This is a genomic window from Neptunomonas phycophila (assembly GCF_001922575.1).
GTDB lineage: Bacteria > Pseudomonadota > Gammaproteobacteria > Pseudomonadales > Balneatricaceae > Neptunomonas > Neptunomonas phycophila.
The window spans coordinates 1,078,185-1,098,392 of the sequence record NZ_MRCI01000001.1; the positions used below are offsets into that span (position 1 = coordinate 1,078,185).

Consider the following 20,208-nt stretch of genomic DNA (forward strand, 5'->3'; position numbering starts at 1 on the left):
TTGGGTTTCGTCAACAATGAAGCGTAATTTATCCGGCCCGTTTTACTTATTACTACCTTTGTTCTTTTTGTCTGCTTGTTCTCCTATCAAGCCAAGTGTGGATAGTGACAAGCCTTACGAGTTTATACGTGGCGCTGTTATAAAAGATGATGATGGTTTTACAATCACGCCCTGTTTTAGCCAAACTAAACGACAATTAGTTGATACATCTGGCTTATTATCGCGACGATACAATGAACAATCCCCTACAAGTCGTTTGCCAGTTTATATGGAGCTTTGGGCCTATCAGCAGGTCGATCTGGCGTGGAATCTATACGGTGTCAACCTAGCTGGTGGTGGGAGTAAAGCCTGCAATACTGATTTACGAAATGTAGAGTACCGGGCAGGCGGTGTGAATCCAGTGTGGGTTGCCGATGTCTTTGGCGATCATATACGAGTCGAAATTATTCATGAATTGCGATCAATGACCTTCCCTATTTCAGAATCTCCCAGCTTACCTTTTACTTGGCAGTCGAGTATTACAGGTATTAAAGGACGCACTCATGATCTCGAAATGCAGTTTAGGCGCCAAACTTGTCGTGATGCGGTAGGGGCGTGGTATCCCTTGGTAGCTGAAGTTAACCTCGATGGTAAAGTGCTCAAAGGCTGCGCGCGCGAGGGAGACTTAATGAGTAGGTCGCTTCCGGGGCGTTACAGTAATGACCTAGCTCCTGATGAATCATTTGTTGTGTTGGACTTATTAGCGGGTCATCAAGCAAAACTATTGGTTGATTACCGCAATGGACAACCTTTGAGTATTTTAGAAGGTAATTGGCAGTTGAATAAAAGTGGCCGTTTAGAGTTGAACTTCGTCTCTGTTAATGGGCTAGCTCAACAAACAATACTTGTTATGCAGCGTAGCGCTAAAGGGGCTCTTGTGCCGTATGGCTATAGTGAGATCTTTGGTAATGCCTCATTAGCGCTGGAACGATCTGAGTAACGTTATTCCTTAAGCAGTGTATCTCGTGCTTGGTTTATCTGACTGGCTAAAAAATTACTTCCGCCTTGGTCTGGGTGAAGTTTTTGCATTAAGCGCTTATGCGCAGCAATAATCTCTGCGTGGCTTGCCTCTTCAGGTACGCCTAAGATATCAAGCGCTTCTTGACGAGAAAGGCTTCCATTATTGGGCTGTTGAGCTGTTTTCTTTGTTTTTCCTCGCAATAGAGTGCGTAAAAATGGAAAAACACGTAAAAGAAGAAAGCTATATTTTTTAACAAAAATAAGAGCCGTTAATAAGGCGGCTCCAAACCAATGAAGTCGGCCCGTTATCGTTAATATAACGATGAGAACCACCGCAATGATAAACAGTAGTTTTAACGTGGCTCTTGGTCGTTGTGCTGCCGGTTGGCGCTTTAGCCAAAACAGGCTGTAAATCAGAAGAGCGCATAAAATAACAATTACAAATGGGGTCATAGTCGTTTTCTAAATCATAGGAAGGATTAAGAGTAACGCGCTAAGCAGTCGAAAGAAAGCGCCCGTGTGTCTGTCACAAGGGCGCTGGTTGGGTAAATGGTAATTGGCTTGTAAGTGCTCTCTGCTGGATTACTCAGAGGATGCTTGTAATAACTCAAGACTGCTGGTTTTTGGTGTGCGATTCTCTTGCATGTACTTAGCTCGTTTTTTTGGTTTTAAATAGTGCATATCTACCAAGACTAACCCATCGACACAGTAATTAAAGCTGGCGTCTACTCCAAAGTCTAAAAAACGCACGCCGCCGGTTTCACACAGTTCGCTATACTGCTTAAACAATGTGGGGACGGAAGCACCCAAATAATCAAGTTGCTCACGTAAGCGTTTGAAGTCAGCTTTATAATCATTACCATCAAACAATGTGAAGATATTATCGGCTACCTCTGCGCTGATTCGGTAGGGGGAATTAGCTTTAGCCAGTAGCTCGGTATCATCAAAATAATGTTGATAAAACCAGACTAGTAAATCTTTAGCCGACTTAGGGTAACTATTGCTAAGGCTAACAGGGCCGAACATGTATCGAACATCGGGGTTTTTCTTGAGATAAGCGCCGATACCGTACCATAAGTACTCTAGGCTACGTTTCCCCCAATACTTAGGCTGAACAAAGCTTCTTCCTAATTCTATCCCTTGCTCGTAATAGGGGAGCATGGCATCAGAGTATTGAAATAGGCTAGCGCTATAGAGTGGGCTGCTTTTATCAAAGACAAGCTTGTGAGCTTCGGCTAGACGGTAAGCCCCTGCTATTTCTAAGTCATCTTCATCCCATAAGATAAGGTGGCGATAATAGTGATCATATTTATCAAGGTCCTTATTACGTCCGGTACCTTCACCAACGCAGCGAAATGAGACTTCACGTAAACGCCCTATTTCTTGCATGACAGCTGAATCGGGTTGATGGTCAAAAAGAAAGATCTTTTTCCCATCGGATGTTTCGCCTAAGAGCTCGGCGGATTTTAGCTCTTGTTTTAGCGCTTGCCTGTCTTGCGGATGTGCGATCGTTTTTTCTGTAACGAATAGCGGACTTTTGCGCTTTGCGATTCGGTATAAATGCTTGCGCAGTAACTTGGCTTTCTCGTTAAATGAAAGAGGAATGCTATCTATTTGGCTGCTGGGAATAGGCTCGCCGATTCTGATAGGTAGAGTTACCGATTGTTTGTTAAACATTTCATGAGCCAGCAGTAGTGCTGACATTGATTTGTTTAGATAGGAAATACCATAAAACAAGGGAGAGTTTTTGCCACCCACGTAAACAGGCAGAATGGGTGCGTTGGCCTTTTTAGCAAAGCGTAAAAAGCCACTATTCCATTTGCCGTCTTTAATGCCTGTTACTCCTGCTCGCGATACTTCGCCAGCGGGGAAGACTATGATAGCTTCTTCGTTTCGTAGTGAGTTGACTATACGAGCAATGTCTCGCTTCATAGTGCTTTTACCGAGGTTGTCGACTGGTAAAAACAATGAGTTGAGCTGATCAAAATGGCTTAATACATCGTTAGCAACAATACGTACATCACGCCTGACTTCTCCCACCATTTTTAATAAAGCTAAACCATCTAAGGCTCCAAGAGGGTGGTTTGCAACGATGACAACGCGTCCGGTTGATGGGATGTTGAGTCGATCCTTATTGCTGAGCGTGTATCCAAAGTTAAAGTAATCAAGAACGCAATCAACAAATTCAAACCCTGTTTTTTCCTCGTGTTCGCGTAGAAAACGATTGATTTCGTCTTCATGAATCAATTTGCGTAAGCAAAAAAGCGTGGAGTTACGTAAAGGCGCCGGTTTATTCGTAAAAGAAGGAAACTTAGATGTGAGCACCTGTTCAACATTGATCATCGGAGGACCCTGTAGCTTAACAACATGGTCGAGAAGATTATGGCAAGTATATGACGATGTGCTGACATAAAGATGACAGTTAGGTGACGCCTAGTCGGCGATTGAGAAACTATTTACTTAATGGTACTGTTTTTATATCCAGTGGTTGGTGGGCTTGATGAGAAAGATAATTCATTGCGATTGTGACTGTTTTTTTGCAGCGGTTGAGATGCGCGATAATCCAGATTACCGGGATATCCCTTTAGCGGTAGGGGGGCATTCCGATCGCCGTGGCGTTATAGCAACGTGTAACTATATCGCTCGAGGGTTTGGTGTGCGCTCTGCAATGCCAACAAAGACGGCTTTGCGATTGTGTCCTGATCTAAAAGTGATCCCCGGGCATATGGCTAAGTACCGGGAAGTATCAGCCCAAATTATGTCTATTTATCAAGAAGTGACCGATCTTATAGAGCCTTTGTCGTTGGATGAAGCTTATTTGGATGTATCAGCTTGTAATTTGTTCTCGGGTAGCGGGACTCGAATTGCGCAATGGTTGCGGGCCCAAGTCGCTGAAAAAACAGGCATCACAATTTCAGCCGGAGTCGCCCCCAATAAGTTTCTGGCAAAAATAGCCAGTGATTGGAATAAGCCTAATGGTTTATGTGTAATAGCCCCTAATGATGTGGAGGCGTTTTTAGCTACTTTACCGGTCAATAAATTGCATGGCGTGGGAAAGAAGACAGCTGAGCGCTTACACGCTATGTCCATATTTACTTGCGATGATGTAAAAGGAATACCACTTCATGAGCTAAGAGAGCATTTTGGGCAATTCGGTGAGCGTCTATATCATTTAAGCCGAGGCATTGATCATAGGCCGGTAACAAATGAACGAGAGCGAAAATCCATTAGCGTTGAGCACACCTTTGCTGAGGATTTGATGACCTTGGACGAATGTTGTGCCAAAATACCCCTATTATGCGGTGAACTACAGCAGCGCTACAGCAAATATCGCTCTGAAGCTGCCGTGGCAGGGTGTTTTGTTAAGGTAAAGTTTCATGACTTCACGCAAACCACCATCGAACAACAAGTCACCTATGAAGACGAGGCCTTATTTTCGCCTTTATTAGTTCAGGCTTGGCATCGTTCACAAAAACCTGTGCGTTTATTGGGCATTGGGTACCGGTTAACTAAGCAGAGCACGGATTTGCAGCAACAGCTGTCGCTCTGGTAAGCCTGGCATAGGCAAAACAAGGAAGTAATATGGATTTTTCACACATCGAAGAGCGCCTTTCTGCCTACAAACCTGACCCTGAGTTCAGAGATGATGCTGTAGGGCTTCAATGCTGCCAGTTGGCTTTTTCGGCGCTAAAAAATGGTGATTATGGGGTAGGTGCTATTTTGTTGGACCCTGACGGAGCCCCGTTGATTTTTTCTCAAAATGCCGTTTTTTCTGATGGGTTTTGCTCCTCTGGCCATGCCGAAATGAAATTGCTGGACCTATATGAAGCGTCTTATCGCTCAAAATATGAGCCAGATGAACTGAAATTAGTTGTTTCTCTAGAACCCTGCCCTATGTGTTTGTCTCGTCTTATCTTGAGTGGGATCGGTATCATCAAATATATGGTAGATGATGCAGTTGGAGGCATGGTTAATCGGATAGACCACATGCCGCCAGCTTGGAGAAATCTTGCCTCATTACAATCGTTTTACAGAGCGCATATCAGTTCTGATCTTAAGCTGTTAGCAAAAGATATTGCTCAAGCGCGTATGCCAGAATTACGCGCAAAATTGATGAACGAGCGTGTTGGTCAACATGAGTTTGAAGTCGTATTTGATAGCCATTAGCGTAGTTTAGTCTCTGGCTTTGAGCTGATTTTTATGGCGGACTGTATTCGCTAACAGGGTAAAGCGCGAGTATAGTTATACCTCGCGCTTGCTTTAACCGGCGGAGTTATTTAACCGATAATGCAGTCCCTTCAAATTTTATACCTGCCCAGCCGTCCTTGATGAAATTTCGAATATTACTGTGATCTGTGCCTTGCGGCGTATTGAGCACGTCCTGATAAAAGCGACCAAAACACAAAAGAGTCGCTTCTTGGGATAGCTCATTTAACTGTGCAAAGGCAAAGATTTTACAAGAGCCTTCATTTTGACCGGCGTCGTTAGTTACTTTGCTATCACCTGTACCATTACTAAAAGCGGTAGGTTGATAATTATAATGCTCATTGATGATGGTCATCGTGTCTTCGAAGTCGACACTTGAAGGGGTGCTTAATTTAGCTATGAAATCCGATACAGTCATTGTGTTATGTCCCATTACTTCAATAGTTTACAGGTGAAATGTGTGGGGTGTTTTACCATGCTTACAAGCATGAGTCATCTGAAGGCAAAGCGCTAACATAAAAAAAGCGACCTAATGGCCGCTTTTTGAATAGCGATTGAGCGAGATTAATGTTCCAAAATTTGGCTCAAGAACAATTGAGTACGCTCGTGCTGTGGGTTGTTGAAGAACTCATGAGGCTCGTTTTCTTCGATGATTTGACCAGCATCCATAAAGATAACTCGGTCGGCTACTGTTTTAGCAAACCCCATCTCATGGGTAACGCACAGCATAGTCATGCCTTCTTCAGCTAACTCAACCATAACGTCGAGTACTTCTTTAATCATTTCGGGGTCGAGTGCCGATGTTGGCTCATCAAATAGCATTACATCAGGGTTCATACATAATGAACGTGCGATAGCGACCCGCTGTTGTTGCCCACCGGATAATTGGCCAGGGTATTTTTTAGCTTGTTCAGGGATCTTAACACGCTCAAGGAACTGCATCGCTGTTGCTTCTGCTTCTGCACGCGGCACTTTTTTAACCCAAATCGGCGCTAAACAACAATTTTCCAATACGGTTAGGTGAGGGAAAAGGTTGAAGTGCTGAAACACCATGCCAACATCTTTACGAATGGTTTCGATGTTTTTTAAGTCGTTAGTTAAGGTGACATCATTGACGATTATATCGCCTTTTTGATGTTCTTCTAGACGGTTAATACTACGAATCATCGTAGATTTTCCTGAGCCGGATGGCCCACAAATAACGATACGTTCGCCGCGTTTCACATTTAAATTGATATTTTTTAGTACGTGGAAGTCGCCATACCATTTGTTGACATCACGCAGTTGGATCATTAATTTTTCAGCGTCTTTTGCTTGAGTACTCATATTTCTCTCCACCACGATCAGCGTGTGTTGTGGCCTGTTTGTAGGCGTTTTTCTAGGTTCTGGCTATAACGAGACATACTGAAACAGAACACCCAGAAAACCAGCGCTACAAAAATATAACCTTCAGTCGAGTAACCTAACCAATCTGGATCATTCAATGCTGCTTGCACAATGGCGAGGAGATCGAACAAACCGATGATCAAAACAAGACTGGTGTCTTTGAATAAGGCAATAAAAGTATTTACGATGCCCGGAATCATGAGCTTTAAAGCTTGTGGGAGGATGATAAAAATCATCTTTTTCCAATAGCCTAAACCCAGCGCATCCGCCGCTTCATATTGCCCTTTAGGGATAGCTTGTAAACCACCACGTACTACTTCGGCCATGTAAGCAGATTGGAACAATACAATACCAATCAAAGCGCGTAGTAGTTTGTCGAAGCTGATATCTTCAGGAACAAACAGAGGTAGCATTACCGACGCCATAAATAGCACGGTAATAAGCGGTACTCCTCGCCAGAATTCGATAAACACAACACAAAATGATTTAACGATAGGCATTTCAGAGCGACGTCCCAGCGCAAGTATTACGCCGAAAGGAAGTGCGGCAACGATACCTATTATTGCGAGTATCAATGTAAGGCTTAACCCTCCCCATTTGTGTGTTTCAACGACTTCTAGGCCAAAAGATCCACCATATAGAAGAAAGAAAGCAATCACAGGGAAAATGAAAAGAGTAAATATAGCCACTAAACCTTTGTAAGGCGTTTTATCAATAAGTAGCCAAGCAATGCAGGCTGCAAAAATGATAAAAGTAAGGTTGATGCGCCAGTAGTGCTCTTCTGGGTAGAAACCATACATGAATTGGTCTAAACGGTTGGTAATAAATACCCAACATGCGCCGCCGCTCGTGCAGGCTTCGCGACTTGTGCCTATCCAATCTGCTTTAATAAATGCCCAATCAATCGTTGGTATTAGAAAGCTAATAATAAAATAGCTTAAAACGATGGTCGCTATGCTATTTATTGGGCTGTTAAACAGGTTAGTTTTAAGCCAGCCAACTAAACCAGTAGATGTATTAGGAGCAGGTTGAGCTTCTTGTAATTCGTATTTCATATCGTCAGCCTCCTATCGCTCAACCAGCGCTTTGCGCGTGTTGTACCAGTTCATGAATATTGAGGTGAGAATACTCAGTAATAAGTAAACCGCCATAGTCATGAAGATGACTTCAATAGCTTGGCCTGTTTGGTTGAGAGTTGTGCCTGCAAAAACAGAAACAAGATCTGGATAACCGATAGCCGTAGCCAGTGATGAGTTTTTAGTTAAATTCAAGTACTGGCTAGTTAATGGAGGGATAATGACTCGTAGGGCCTGTGGCAAAATGATGAATCGTAATGTTCTGCCGCGGGGTAAACCCAACGCGCTGGCGGCTTCTAATTGACCATTGGGTACAGACAAAATACCACCACGAACGATTTCCGCAATAAACGAAGCAGTATAAATGGTGAGAGCAAACCAAAGTGCTATTAGCTCTGGTATTAGCGTCATGCCGCCACGGAAGTTAAAACCTTTCAGAGTAGGGTAGTCGACCGTAAAAGGCTGGCCCATTGCAAAGAAGGTGAGTGTGGGTAAAACAAGGATTAAGCCGATAGCTGTTTGCCAAACGGGGAAGCCTTGTCCGGTTTCTTCACGGCGTTTAGTAGCCCATGAGCGGATAACTAATGTAGCGATAATACCAAATGCAAGTGATAGCCATACTATACCTGAGCCATCTGAGCCTACTAGTTTCGGTAGATACAGGCCTCGTACGTTAAGGAAACCGCCCATAAACTCGTAGCTTTGACGAGGGCTGGGTAATGTACGAAGAACAGCAAAATACCAGAAGAAAATTTGCAGTAATAACGGGATATTACGGAAAATTTCTACGTAGATGCTACAAATTTTGTTGATAAGCCAGTTGTTGGACAAGCGGCCAACGCCGATAAAAAAGCCAAGGATGGTAGCGGCGATAATACCTAAAACCGACACCAATATCGTATTGAGTAAGCCAACTATAAAAGTGCGGCCGTATGTATCAGCTTCTGTGTATGGAATTAGTGTTTGTAAAATACCGAAGCCAGCTTGGTTGTTTAAGAAAGCAAAACCAGTCGTTATACCCCGTTGGTCTAAATTGGTTAAAGTATTGTTGATAATAGTGTAGAGAATACCCGCAAGTCCGGCGATCAGTAGCAACTGAAAGATAATTGCTCGTTTGCCTGGGTCATTCCAAAAATGACCAGATGCTGCGGTAGTCTCTGAGGTTAATCGATCAGATGCCGACATTTAACTCTCCAAGAAGAAGCAGGGGGTTGAGTTAACTCCCTGCCTGAAACGCATTGAGAAAAAGACATGAGCCTCAAGCCCATGTCTGTCTGACAATGATTAACGCATAGGTGGAGCGAATTGAAGACCACCTTCAGACCATAGTGCGTTTAGACCACGGCTGATTTTAAGCGCTGAACCTTCACCTACGTTGCGGTCGAAAGACTCACCGTAGTTGCCCACTTGTTTAACGATTTGGTATGCCCAATCGTCTGGTAAGTCCATGCCGCTACCTTTAGGGCCGTCGTTACCAACAAAGCGTCCAATGTTAGGGTTATCAGATGTTTTCATCTTGTCGATGTTAGCGGAAGTAAGACCTAGCTCTTCAGCGTTTACCATCGCATTATAAGACCACTTCACAATGTTGAACCAAGTATCGTCGCCTTGACGAACAACAGGGCCTAGTGGCTCTTTAGAAATAACTTCAGGCAGTACCATTGCATCTGAAGGGTTCTCTAACTTGATGCGTAAAGCGTAGAGTTGAGATTGGTCTGATGTTAGGACATCACAACGGCCGGATTCAAAACCTTTAACTGTTTGGTCTGAAGTGTCAAATACAACTGGTGAGTAGCTCATGCCAAGCATACGGAAATAATCAGCTAGGTTAAGCTCAGTTGTTGTACCCGCTTGGATACATACGGCCGCACCGTCTAGCTCTTTAGCGCTGCTTACACCCAGGTTTTTAGAAACCATGAAGCCTTGGCCGTCGTAGTAGTTTACGCCAGCAAAGTTAAGACCCAATGTAGTATCGCGTGTCTGAGTCCATGTAGTGTTACGAGAAAGGATATCGATCTCACCTGATTGTAAGGCGGTGAAACGCTCTTTAGCGGTTAATGGAATGTATTTAACTTTTGATGCGTCACCTAGAGTTGCAGCAGCAACGGCGCGACAGACATCTACATCCAGTCCTGTCCAAACACCTTTATCATCGGCTACCGAGAAACCAGGTAAACCTGTGCTTACACCACACTGCACAACACCACGTTCTTTAACAGCATCGAATGTGCCATCAGCCATTGCGGTGCCTGCGAAACCGGCAGAGATAATTGCAGTAGTGATTATGGTTTTTTTCAACATTGGATAAATCCTCCTGGGATCAGGGATATTTTTCTTCTGGATTTTAAGTTGTTGCTTTTAGTAGCAACCTTCGGGATGGAACAATGCAAGGGTCATACCTACTTTTTGTTATTGTTATATTTTTTATTAAACGTCGTGTAAATCAGCGGACTAAGTTACCGAGCGTTTCTGCTAACTAAGTTTCCAAAAATAAACATAGTTTTCAATGGATAAACTACGTAGGGGTAAACCCTTATTATCTTTTGGTCGTGACTGTTAGCTTATGGTACTAATGTTTCACTTTGGTGCGCCTGCACCATAATTACACATTAGCAGGTGCGTTGATTTAGTCAAATAAAACAGCGACTTTGGTACAGATAACAAAAAAGGCCCCTTAAGGACCTTTTTGTAGTTTTGTTTGCTGGCTATTTGATGCGCATGCCAGGTTGAGCGCCCTCATGCGGCTCTAAAATCCATAAGTCGCTCCCGCCAGGACCGGCAGCGAGTACCATGCCTTCGGACATGCCAAACTTCATTTTGCGTGGAGCCAAATTGGCTACCATCACTGTTAGCTTGCCTTCCAGTTGTTCAGGTGCATATGCTGATTTAATGCCAGCAAATACATTACGAGTTTCGCCACCAATGTCTAATGTAAGCTGTAAAAGCTTTTTGGCCCCTTCGACATGCTCAGCTTTTACGATTTTAGCAATTCGTAAATCCACTTTGGCAAACTCGTCAAACGTAATCGTATCTGCGACCGGTTCTTTTGACAGTTCGGAGTCTTGTTGAGTGGCCGCAGGGCTGGCGGTAGCGGCTAACGTCTCGCGACTTTCTTCTGTCATTTTTGCGACAGTGTCAGCTTCAACGCGCTGCATGAGCGGTTTAAATTTATTGATTGTGTGATCCAATAAAGGCGTTTGAATGCTGTCCCATTGCATATCTTCAACATTGAGGAATGCTTTTACCTCTTCAGAAATTTGAGGAAGTACAGGTGTTAGATAAGTACAAATCACCCGGAAAAGATTGATCCCTAATGAGCAGCAATCTTGTACGGCTTGTTCTTGACCTGCTTGTTTAGCAAGTACCCAAGGCTCTGCACCATCGATATATTGGTTGGCTTTGTCTGCGATTGCCATAATTTCACGCATTGCGCGGCTATACTCACGGCTTTCGTAAGCTTGGGCTATTTTATCACCCGCAGCTACAGCTTCTGCATACAGGTTATTATCGGGTAATTGGCTAGATAATTGTCCGCCGGAAAGCTTACGGATAAAGCCTGCGCAGCGTGATGCTATGTTGACGACTTTGTTGACTAAGTCAGCATTGACGCGCATACGAAAATCTTCGAGATTTAGGTCGATGTCATCGATACCAGAACCTAGTTTGGCTGCAAAGTAATAACGAAGGTACTCTGGGCGTAAATGGTTTAGGTACGTCTCGGCCATGATAAAAGTACCACGAGACTTAGACATTTTTTGCCCATCTACCGTTAAGAAGCCATGGCAAAAAACACCGTTTGGCTTTCTAAAACCAGATCCCTCAAGCAGGGCTGGCCAGAATAAAGTGTGGAAGTAGGCAATGTCTTTACCGATAAAGTGATACAACTCGGTGGTTGAGTCGGCATTCCAATACTCGTCAAAGTCGACATCATTTTTTACGCACCAGTTTTTGAAACTAGCCATGTAACCTATTGGGGCATCTAGCCATACGTAAAAATATTTACCTGGTGCATCTGGAATCTCAAAGCCCCAGTAGGGTGCATCGCGCGATATATCCCAGTTTTGAAGACCAGACTCAAACCATTCGTTGAGTTTGTGGATCATTTGTTCTTGCACATGATTGTCGACCCAATCACGAAGGAACGCTTCAAAATCTCCTAATTTGAAAAAGTAATGCTCAGATTCCTTTTCGATTGGTTTTGCGCCAGACACAGCCGAGTAAGCGTTTTTGAGTTCTACTGGGCTGTACGTTGCCCCACATTTTTCACATGAGTCGCCATATTGATCAGCAGCACCACATTTAGGGCACTCGCCTTTCACAAAACGATCAGGTAGAAACATCTCTTTTTCAGGATCATAGGCTTGGGTAATTGTTTTACGCGCAATATGGCCTTTATCCCGCAGGCGGGTATAAATGAGAGAGGAGAACTCACGGTTCTCATCTGAATGTGTTGAGTAATAGTTGTCAAACCCAACCATAAAGCCAGCAAAGTCTCGTTGGTGCTCTTGGCTGACTTGATCAATGAGTGCTTGCGGGTTGATACCCATTTGATCAGCTTTGAGCATTATTGGTGTGCCGTGAGCATCATCAGCACAAACATAAGTGCATTGATGACCGCGTTGCTTTTGGAAGCGGACCCATATGTCGGTTTGAATATACTCGACTAAGTGGCCTAAATGGATAGGTCCATTGGCGTATGGGAGGGCGCTTGTAACAAGGATTTTTCGCTGCGTATCTGACATGGTTTCCAACAATGATTAGCGTGATTGGATGCAAAGAACTGTAGTTTACGGTTTTCGTTGATTTTTATGAACATAATATATGAATTTAGTGGAAATTTTGTACATCCTCGTCTAGAACTAATAGTGTTTGCCTGTTTATATTTTGCTAAGGGGGCTCCGGGATGGAGGCTGGTAACATGCGGATTACGTTAGAAAAAAGCATTTTAGTGTGTAACTCCGCATCGATTGATAATGATGAGATAAATTTAGTCGCTGATTTAAACAGCTGGTTTGTGTCGCGTGTTTCATCGATCGATGAGCTTACTAAAAGGATCGAGAGTGAACATTTTGATGTATTAATTGTTGGGTTATCAGAAAGCCCGGATCGTACGTTGAATGCGCTAACTGATATCATTCGAATCCGACCGGAGACTATCCGTATTGTCGTTTCTGGTCATCTTTCACCTGTTTTGGCCGCTCGCGTTGCCGAAGTGGCGCATTCATCGCTACAAGAAGGTTGTGGTGAAATTGAAATCTCACAAGCTGTAGAACAAGCACTTAAAACAAGTGCGATGATCAATAAAAAAGAAATTCGTGAAGTGATTGGTCGTGTAAAACGTCTTCCTTCCTTACCCGATGTATATCAAGAGCTTAATCAAGCTTTGATTAATGGAAACTCCAGTGCAAAAGAGATAGCGGGCATTATCCAGCGTGATGCCGTTATGTCGGCAAAAGTACTTCAGTTAGTGAATTCGGCTTTTTTTGGTTTAGAACGACATATTTACCGATTAAACGAAGCTGTAACGATTCTAGGTGTGAGGCAAATCCGCGATTTGGCGTTGTCTCATCATTTATTCGAAGCCTTCCCTCAAGATGGTAGTTGGAGTAGTTTTTCGTTCGCACAAATTCAAACTCGTTCGCTAACTGTGGCGCGTTTTGCGCAGAATATATGCCGTGCGGTTAAAGCGGATCGTCATATTCAAGGGCTCGCTTTTTTGGCAGGGCTGCTACATGATTTTGGGATGATTGTATTGGCATCTAATGATCCTGAAAAATACAGATCAGTGATGGAAAAGGCCGCTGAGTTAAAGCAACCTTTATATGCACTTGAGAAACTAGATCTAGGTGTGTCTCACGCAGAAGCAGGGGCTTATCTGCTTGGGTTGTGGAATTTGCCGCCAAAAGTTGTCGAAGCCGTGTTGTTTCATCATTTTCCTAACAGCTGTCCGTCTAATGAGTTTCAACCGCTGACCGCAGTGCACATAGCTGACTCCCTGTTGCCTCCGGTAGGAACCGTAATTGACTGTCGTGTTACCAGTCAGATATCTATTAAATATCTTGAGCGATTGGGGCTAAAAGGTGAACTTAATTATTGGGAAATGATGGCGGGTGAATACCGTGATCGTATGGATGGAGTATAGCGAGCGCTATTGTCGTTGCACTTGCTTGTTGCCCTGATAGAATGCCCGCCCTTGGGCATTTTTTATTTTAATCTTTACATTTGGGGTTCTCGATGGCACTTCCTGATATTCAGCCGTCTCAATATGACAATCTTTTAGCGACTAAAGTGGCTGGTGTGCAGGCGCAGTTTTCAGCGTTCGATGTGCCTTCGGTTGAGGTCTTCGAATCTCCCAAGACTCACTATCGCTTACGCGCTGAGTTTCGTGTGTGGCATGATGGCGATGACCTCTATTATGTTATGTTTGAACCCGGTGATAATAAAAATCCGATTCGCTTAGATGAGTGCACAATGGTTTCGCCGCGCATCCATGACATGATGTTCGAACTAATAGCCGTCATAAAAGCGGATCCGGCCATTCGTTTTAAGCTTTTTCAAATTGATTTTTTAAGTACTCTATCGGGTGAGCTGCTGGTTAGCTTGCTTTATCATCGTCCTATCGATGATGCGTGGAAGGCTGCCATTGAGCCTCTTCGCGAACGTTTTGGTATCGATATCGTCGGTCGGTCGCGTAAAAAGAAGCTGATCGTCGAGCGCGATTTTGTGATGGAAACGTTAGTGATTAATGGCCGTGAGTATCATTATAAACAAGTAGAAAACAGCTTCACTCAGCCTAACGGCATTGTCTGCCAAAAGATGATTGAGTGGGCGCTAGATGTGACTCAGCATGCCTCTGGTGACTTGGTTGAGTTCTATTGCGGAAGTGGTAATTTTACTTTGCCGTTGGCGCAAAACTTTCGACGTGTTGTCGCTTGCGAAATCTCTAAAACCTCTGTGCGAGCCGCTGAAGAAAACATAGCACGCAATAACATCGATAACCTTAATGTACTTCGTATGCCTTCGGAAGATCTAACCGCGGTACTGCAAGGTAAAAAAGAAACCCGTAAAGTTGCCGGTTTAGATTTGAATCAATGTGAGTTTAGCACTGTGTTGGTTGATCCTCCTCGGTCGGGGCTCGATGTTGAAACTATCAAGCAAGTGAAACTGTACGATAATATCGTCTATATCAGTTGTAACCCCGAGACCTTGTATGAAAATTTGCAGTCCATTACGCAGACCCACCGAGTTGAACGCTTTGCGGTATTCGATCAGTTCCCCTATACACACCATTTAGAGTGCGGCGTTTATCTCGTTCGTAAATAAATTTATAGGTTCACTTTTTCTTTATACGCTATAGCTTGATAATTAAACAGTGTTCAATTATATTTTGAACACTGTTTAATTGGGTAGGCTGGTGAATGGCTAGAAGAAATGATCACACTAAAGAGGAGCTAAGGGAACTGGCTCTCAATGCGGCTGAAGCGCTGGTAGCAAAAGAAGGCTTGTCGGGCTTGTCTGCTAGAAAAGTGGCTGCGTCCATTGGCTATTCAGCTGGCTCTCTATATCAACTGTTTGCGAGCATTGATGAGTTATGCTGGGAGCTCAACAGTCGCACTTTGTCGGTACTCTTGCAGCAATTGGTTGAGTCTGAACAACCTTGTGCGGCCCAAGAGCAATTGCACGCGTATGCGCTGTGTTACTACGAGTTTGCCATACGGCATACAAGCTCTTGGTCATTGTTGTTTGAACATAAATCCTCTACCTGCGATGCGTTACCTGTTAAGTTGACAGCACAAATTGAGGATTTATTTGCGCAAATTGAACGTCCTTTGATGCATTTGAATAAAAACAAAACACCCAAAGAAGTTGCGCTCGCCGCTAAGACGTTATGGAGCGGAGTCCATGGTATTACCACATTAGCCGTTAACCGAAAGTTATTTTTATCGATCGATGGCGCAGAAATCGCGATGCTAGATTGCTTAATTTCCTCTTTTTTAGAGGGTTGGTGTAAGGAGAAACCAGCGTGTTAACACTTTTAAAAATCCCTGGGTTTTTGGCGTTTTTGATGGTTGCATTTTTAAATGCATTTGTTGATTTGGGCCATAAAATCATCATACAAAATACATTGTTTAAGTCGTTTGATGGTGATCAGCAGATTATTTTGACAGCTGTCGTTAATGCGCTGATTTTATTGCCTTTTATATTGATGTTGTCTCCTTCAGGTTTCATATCTACGCGTTTTTCTAAACCGACTGTCATGCGTTGGGCGGCGCGCAGTGCTGTTGTTATTACTTCACTGATTACCCTGAGCTATTACCAAGGTTGGTTTGAACTGTCGTTTGCGCTGACTTTTTTGCTAGCACTACAGAGCGCGGTATATTCGCCTGCCAAGTATGGCTTTATTCGTGATCTATTGGGTGCTGATCGCTTGAGCGAGGGTAACGGTTGGATCCAGTCGGTAACGATGGTGGCGATCCTGTCAGGTATCGTAGTGTTTTCATTGATGTTTGAAGGACGTTTAGCGAGTGGCTCCTTGGGGCTTCCCCCTGACCAAATACTGACTCAGATTGCGCCTTTGGGATGGTTTTTGATTGCATTCGCCGTGTTCGAGGCCGTTATGGCGCAACGTTTGCCGAATCATGTCCCCGAGAGTCCGCATGTTGCATTTGATTGGTCGGGCTATACTCGTGGACGTTTGTTGCGTGCAAATATGAAGGCACTGTGGGGCCGTCGGCGGGTAATAGAGTCAGTATTTGGCCTGGCTGTGTTTTGGACAATTAGCCAAATCATGCTGGCGGTTTTTCCGACGTATGCTGAGCAGAATCTGGGTGAAACCAATACGTTTATTATTCAAGGGGCAATGGCGCTGGCTGGGATTGGTATTATGATCGGCTCGGCGATCGCAGGTCGGTTATCTCACCAGCATATTAATACCGGGCTTATTCCACTAGGTGCGTTGGGCGTTGCGCTGGGGTTGTGGTTGCTCCCATCGGCTACATCAATGATTTTTTCAGCAGGGATGTTCTTTTTAATTGGCGTTAGTGGGGCGCTAATGATTATCCCTTTAAACGCATTAATTCAGTTTCATGCTCCAGAAAAACAGTTGAGCACAGTATTGGCGGGTAATAATTTTATTCAAAATATTGCCATGATAGCCGGTCTCATGGTGACAGTTGTCGCGTCGGTCATGGCGTTAGGAGCTGGATGGCTCTTATATCTTCTTGCGGGCGTGGCTACGTTAGGTGCATTTCATGCGGTTAAGCAGTTGCCTGAAGCGCTGATCCGCTTGCTCGTGTCTACAATCATTCGTCGTAAATATAACCTCAAAGTGTTGGGCTTCCATAATTTAGCAGCTGAAGGGCAGGGCATGCTGCTTTTGGGAAATCATATTAGTTGGTTGGATTGGGCAATGATTCAAATGGCTTGCCCTCGTCATATTCACTTTGTGATGGAGCGATCAATTTACGAACGTTGGTACCTAAAGTGGTTTCTTAATGCGTATAAGGTAATTCCTATTTCGGGCGGGCATAGCCGTAAAGCACTCGAAGATGTTAACCAGCTGCTAAAAGAAGGCGCCGTAGTCTGCCTGTTTCCTGAAGGTGCTATAAGTCACACTGGGCAATTGGGGGAGTTTAAGCGCGGATTTGAAATAGCTGCTAAGGACAGTAATGCGGTTATTGTGCCTTTTTATCTTCGCGGACTTTGGGGTAGTCGTTTTTCTCGATCGGGTAGTAAGCTTCAAGAGACCTCTAAAGGCGGGATGAAGCGAGATGTAATCGTTGCATACGGCGAAGCGATGAATGCAGATTCAACGGCGGCTCAAGTGAAGCAAAAGGTATTTGAGTTGTCGATTAGTGCATGGCAAACATATACAGATACTTTGCCTTGTATAGATAAAGCCTTTGTTCAAACTATGAAGGCGGCCCCCGCTGCTTGGGCAATCACGGATGTTGAAGGGCAGCCATTAAGCCATAGTCGATTGCTAACGGCAGTACTGCTGTTTAGAAAGCACATAAAGCGACTTAAGGGACAAAATATCGGCGTTCTTGTACCGACAAGCTCGGGCGGTGCCATAGCCAATATGGCCGGATTAATGGCAGGCAAAACGATTGTTAATCTAAATTATACCGCCTCAGAGGAAGCGGTCGGTGCAGCGATAGAACAGGCTGAGATTAACACCGTAATCACTTCAAAATTGTTTATGGCACGCCTCAAAACAAAAGGGTTTGCCATAGGAGAATGGCTAGATGGTTGTGAAGTTGTTTATTTAGAAGATGTTCGCGATACATTCACTGCCGCTAGCCGCTTGCGAATGTTAGCCTTGGTCAAGCTATTGCCAGCAAGCTTGATTAGTCTTTTATATTGTCGTTCAAAAGCGTTGGATGATACTGCCGCGATTCTCTTCTCATCTGGGAGTGAGGGGTTGCCCAAAGGCGTGATGCTTAGCCATCGCAATATTATGGCTAATGCGAAGCAAATTGCAGATGTGCTGAATATGACAGATGATGATGTGGTTATGGCATCTCTGCCTCTTTTCCATGCATTTGGATTGACGGCTACTTGTTATATGCCATTAATTTCTGGTGTTCCTATGGTGTGTCAACCCGACCCCACCGATGCTGTGGCCGTTGGTAAAGGCGTAGCACGTTATCGAGCGACGCTCTTGTTTGGAACGTCAACTTTCTTCCGTTTGTACTCTCGTAATAAAAAATTACTACCCGAGATGTTCCGTAGTTTACGTATTACCGTATCTGGCGCTGAAAAATTGCAACCCGAAGTTAGGGAGCAATTTGAGCTGCGTTTTAAGACAGAAATTGTAGAAGGTTATGGTTGTACGGAAACCACACCGGTGGCTGGTGTTAATTTACCTGATTATTTAGATACGCAATGGTGGCGGCTTCAAAAAGGTAATAAAGCAGGCACTATCGGAATGGCGTTGCCAGGCTCCATGTTTCGGGTGGTTGATCCTGATACTCTGGAGACACTTCCTACCGGAGAGGCGGGGCTGATTCTGATTGGTGGTACACAAATCATGAAGGGCTATTTAAATAACCCTGAGAAAACTCAGGATGTGATTGTGCTGCGTGATGGTGTCCGTTGGTACAAAAGTGGCGACAAGGGGTGGTTAGACGAAGATGGCTTCCTGACTATCGTCGACCGTTATAGTCGTTTTGCCAAATTAGGTGGTGAGATGGTTGGCTTGTCCGATATTGAGGCGCGTGCCAAGAAGGCTCTAGCCTTGCCCGAAACGCCGATGGTTGCCGTTAACTTACCGGACAGTAAGAAAGGTGAAAAGGTCGTGTTGCTTATCGAAGGAGAGGGTGATAGCTCAGAGGCGCGCAAACGGATGGTCGATTCAGGAATGCCGGGGTTAATGATTCCTAGCAGTATTTATTTTGTGGAGTCAGTTCCTGTGTTAGGAAGCGGTAAAACAGACTTCGGGGCTGCTAAAAAGATGGCGCTCTCATGCAGTTGACTGATGCTTTAGCGGTTGTGCTTGAGCACTTGGCTAGTCATGAGTTAGATTCACTGTCATAATAGCTGACTAAATTACTTGGTTTTAATGCCATGGCTTAACAGCGATGGTAAACAACGTGGAGATAAGTATGCCGGCTGCTGCAAAATCAAATGGTCTTCCTGGTGTTAAAAAAGTTATTGCTGTGGCATCGGGTAAAGGGGGAGTTGGTAAATCAACTACCACTGCTAATTTAGCGCTTGCGTTAGCCGCAGGTGGTGCGCGTGTCGGAGTATTAGACGCTGACATCTACGGTCCTAGTCAAGGCATGATGCTGGGTATTCCGGCCGGTATTCGCCCAGAACCTGTGGGCGAGAATGGTATGAAACCAGTTGTGGTGCTTGGTTTGCAGGCGATGTCCATCAGCTTATTGATTGATGAAAATACACCTATGGTATGGCGTGGCCCTATGGCCAGTGGTGCTTTGCAGCAGCTAGCCACTCAGACGCAATGGGATGATTTAGATTATCTAGTTATTGATATGCCACCTGGTACTGGTGACATACAATTAACCTTGGCGCAAAAAGTGGCTGTAGATGGGGCGGTTATCGTTACGACACCGCAAGATATCGCTTTGCTTGATGCCAAAAAAGGGATCGAAATGTTCCGTAAAGTTGATATTCCTGTTTTAGGAGTCATCGAAAATATGAGTACTCATGTGTGTAGCCAGTGCGGCCATGAAGAGCATATTTTTGGTGCGGGCGGGGGTGAGAAAATTGCTCAAGGCTACGATACGGAACTTTTGGGCAGTTTGCCGTTAACGTTACAAATACGAGAACAGGCTGATAACGGTAAACCAACTGTCTTCGCTGAGCCAGAATCGGAGATAGCACAGCGATATAAAGCGATTGCACAGCAGGTTGTAAAGCAATTGGAGAAGCTCGACGCTGAGCCTTCATCCGTTCCTTTTATAGAAGTTTGTGATGATTAGCCAACAAAACTGAGCGTTTGTGCTGTAAAGCGCCCTCGTTATAAGAAAAGCCGCATTAATATCGATGATATATGCGGCTTTTTTTTACGAAAAAA

Annotated in this window: 16 protein-coding genes; 8 read left to right on the forward strand and 8 right to left on the reverse strand. The window is 44.3% G+C overall.

All coding sequences use genetic code 11. The features are described 5' to 3' along the window. Nucleotides 1–16 precede the first annotated feature (16 nt). A complete protein-coding gene (locus BS617_RS04900) occupies nucleotides 17–979 on the forward strand; it encodes a hypothetical protein (RefSeq protein ID WP_075171769.1) in 963 nt (320 codons plus the stop codon). Between the two features lie 2 nt (nucleotides 980–981). Here the strand turns inward: BS617_RS04900 and BS617_RS04905 are convergent, their stop codons facing one another. Both BS617_RS04905 and olsF read right to left on the reverse strand, forming a co-directional pair. Then, complete coding sequence (locus tag BS617_RS04905) at nucleotides 982–1,452, reverse strand: DnaJ domain-containing protein (RefSeq protein ID WP_075171770.1); 471 nt, start codon at nucleotides 1,450–1,452, stop codon at nucleotides 982–984. Between the two features lie 129 nt (nucleotides 1,453–1,581). After that, nucleotides 1,582–3,342: a bifunctional ornithine lipid synthase OlsF gene (gene olsF / locus BS617_RS04910; protein WP_075171771.1), complete on the reverse strand. Its 1,761-nt coding sequence runs from the start codon at nucleotides 3,340–3,342 to the stop codon at nucleotides 1,582–1,584. A gap of 157 nt (nucleotides 3,343–3,499) precedes the next feature. On the opposite strand from olsF, the gene dinB reads away from it, so the two are divergent. Further along, nucleotides 3,500–4,552 (forward strand): DNA polymerase IV, encoded by a 1,053-nt coding sequence (gene dinB / locus BS617_RS04915; RefSeq protein WP_075171772.1) that lies wholly within the window; start codon nucleotides 3,500–3,502, stop codon nucleotides 4,550–4,552. 29 nt (nucleotides 4,553–4,581) lie between these two features. Then, nucleotides 4,582–5,166 carry a cytidine/deoxycytidylate deaminase family protein gene (locus BS617_RS04920; protein WP_075171773.1) on the forward strand — a complete coding sequence of 195 codons (585 nt, stop codon included), beginning with the start codon at nucleotides 4,582–4,584 and terminating at the stop codon, nucleotides 5,164–5,166. A 106-nt stretch (nucleotides 5,167–5,272) separates the two neighbouring features. On the opposite strand, the gene BS617_RS04925 is transcribed toward BS617_RS04920, so the two are convergent. The 6 genes from BS617_RS04925 to metG all read right to left on the reverse strand — a co-directional run bounded on the left by BS617_RS04925 (nucleotide 5,273) and on the right by metG (nucleotide 12,409). Further along, a complete protein-coding gene (locus BS617_RS04925; RefSeq protein ID WP_075171774.1) occupies nucleotides 5,273–5,623 on the reverse strand; it encodes a HopJ type III effector protein in 351 nt (116 codons plus the stop codon). A gap of 146 nt (nucleotides 5,624–5,769) precedes the next feature. After that, a complete protein-coding gene (locus BS617_RS04930) occupies nucleotides 5,770–6,531 on the reverse strand; it encodes an amino acid ABC transporter ATP-binding protein (RefSeq protein WP_075171775.1) in 762 nt (253 codons plus the stop codon). Nucleotides 6,532–6,548: 17 nt separating this feature from the next. Beyond that, complete coding sequence (locus tag BS617_RS04935) at nucleotides 6,549–7,646, reverse strand: amino acid ABC transporter permease (protein ID WP_075171776.1); 1,098 nt, start codon at nucleotides 7,644–7,646, stop codon at nucleotides 6,549–6,551. 12 nt (nucleotides 7,647–7,658) lie between these two features. Next, nucleotides 7,659–8,852 (reverse strand): amino acid ABC transporter permease, encoded by a 1,194-nt coding sequence (locus BS617_RS04940; RefSeq protein ID WP_075171777.1) that lies wholly within the window; start codon nucleotides 8,850–8,852, stop codon nucleotides 7,659–7,661. Between the two features lie 99 nt (nucleotides 8,853–8,951). After that, a complete protein-coding gene (locus BS617_RS04945) occupies nucleotides 8,952–9,968 on the reverse strand; it encodes an amino acid ABC transporter substrate-binding protein (protein WP_075171778.1) in 1,017 nt (338 codons plus the stop codon). Between the two features lie 404 nt (nucleotides 9,969–10,372). Then, nucleotides 10,373–12,409 carry a methionine--tRNA ligase gene (metG, locus tag BS617_RS04950; protein WP_075171779.1) on the reverse strand — a complete coding sequence of 679 codons (2,037 nt, stop codon included), beginning with the start codon at nucleotides 12,407–12,409 and terminating at the stop codon, nucleotides 10,373–10,375. A gap of 161 nt (nucleotides 12,410–12,570) precedes the next feature. Between metG and BS617_RS04955 the strand changes: the two genes are divergently transcribed. From BS617_RS04955 to apbC, 5 genes are all read left to right on the forward strand, one after another. Next, complete coding sequence (locus BS617_RS04955; protein WP_075171780.1) at nucleotides 12,571–13,809, forward strand: HDOD domain-containing protein; 1,239 nt, start codon at nucleotides 12,571–12,573, stop codon at nucleotides 13,807–13,809. A gap of 92 nt (nucleotides 13,810–13,901) precedes the next feature. Beyond that, complete coding sequence (gene trmA / locus BS617_RS04960; protein ID WP_075171781.1) at nucleotides 13,902–14,990, forward strand: tRNA (uridine(54)-C5)-methyltransferase TrmA; 1,089 nt, start codon at nucleotides 13,902–13,904, stop codon at nucleotides 14,988–14,990. A gap of 95 nt (nucleotides 14,991–15,085) precedes the next feature. Further along, nucleotides 15,086–15,697, forward strand: coding sequence for a TetR/AcrR family transcriptional regulator (locus BS617_RS04965; RefSeq protein WP_075171782.1), 612 nt, complete (start codon nucleotides 15,086–15,088; stop codon nucleotides 15,695–15,697). After that, nucleotides 15,691–19,143, forward strand: a complete 3,453-nt coding sequence (locus BS617_RS04970) for an acyl-[ACP]--phospholipid O-acyltransferase (RefSeq protein WP_075171783.1) — start codon at nucleotides 15,691–15,693, stop codon at nucleotides 19,141–19,143. The genes BS617_RS04965 and BS617_RS04970 overlap by 7 nt, the downstream gene beginning before the upstream one ends. A gap of 130 nt (nucleotides 19,144–19,273) precedes the next feature. Continuing rightward, a complete protein-coding gene (gene apbC / locus BS617_RS04975) occupies nucleotides 19,274–20,113 on the forward strand; it encodes an iron-sulfur cluster carrier protein ApbC (protein ID WP_075171784.1) in 840 nt (279 codons plus the stop codon). The last annotated feature ends 95 nt before the right edge of the window (nucleotides 20,114–20,208 follow it).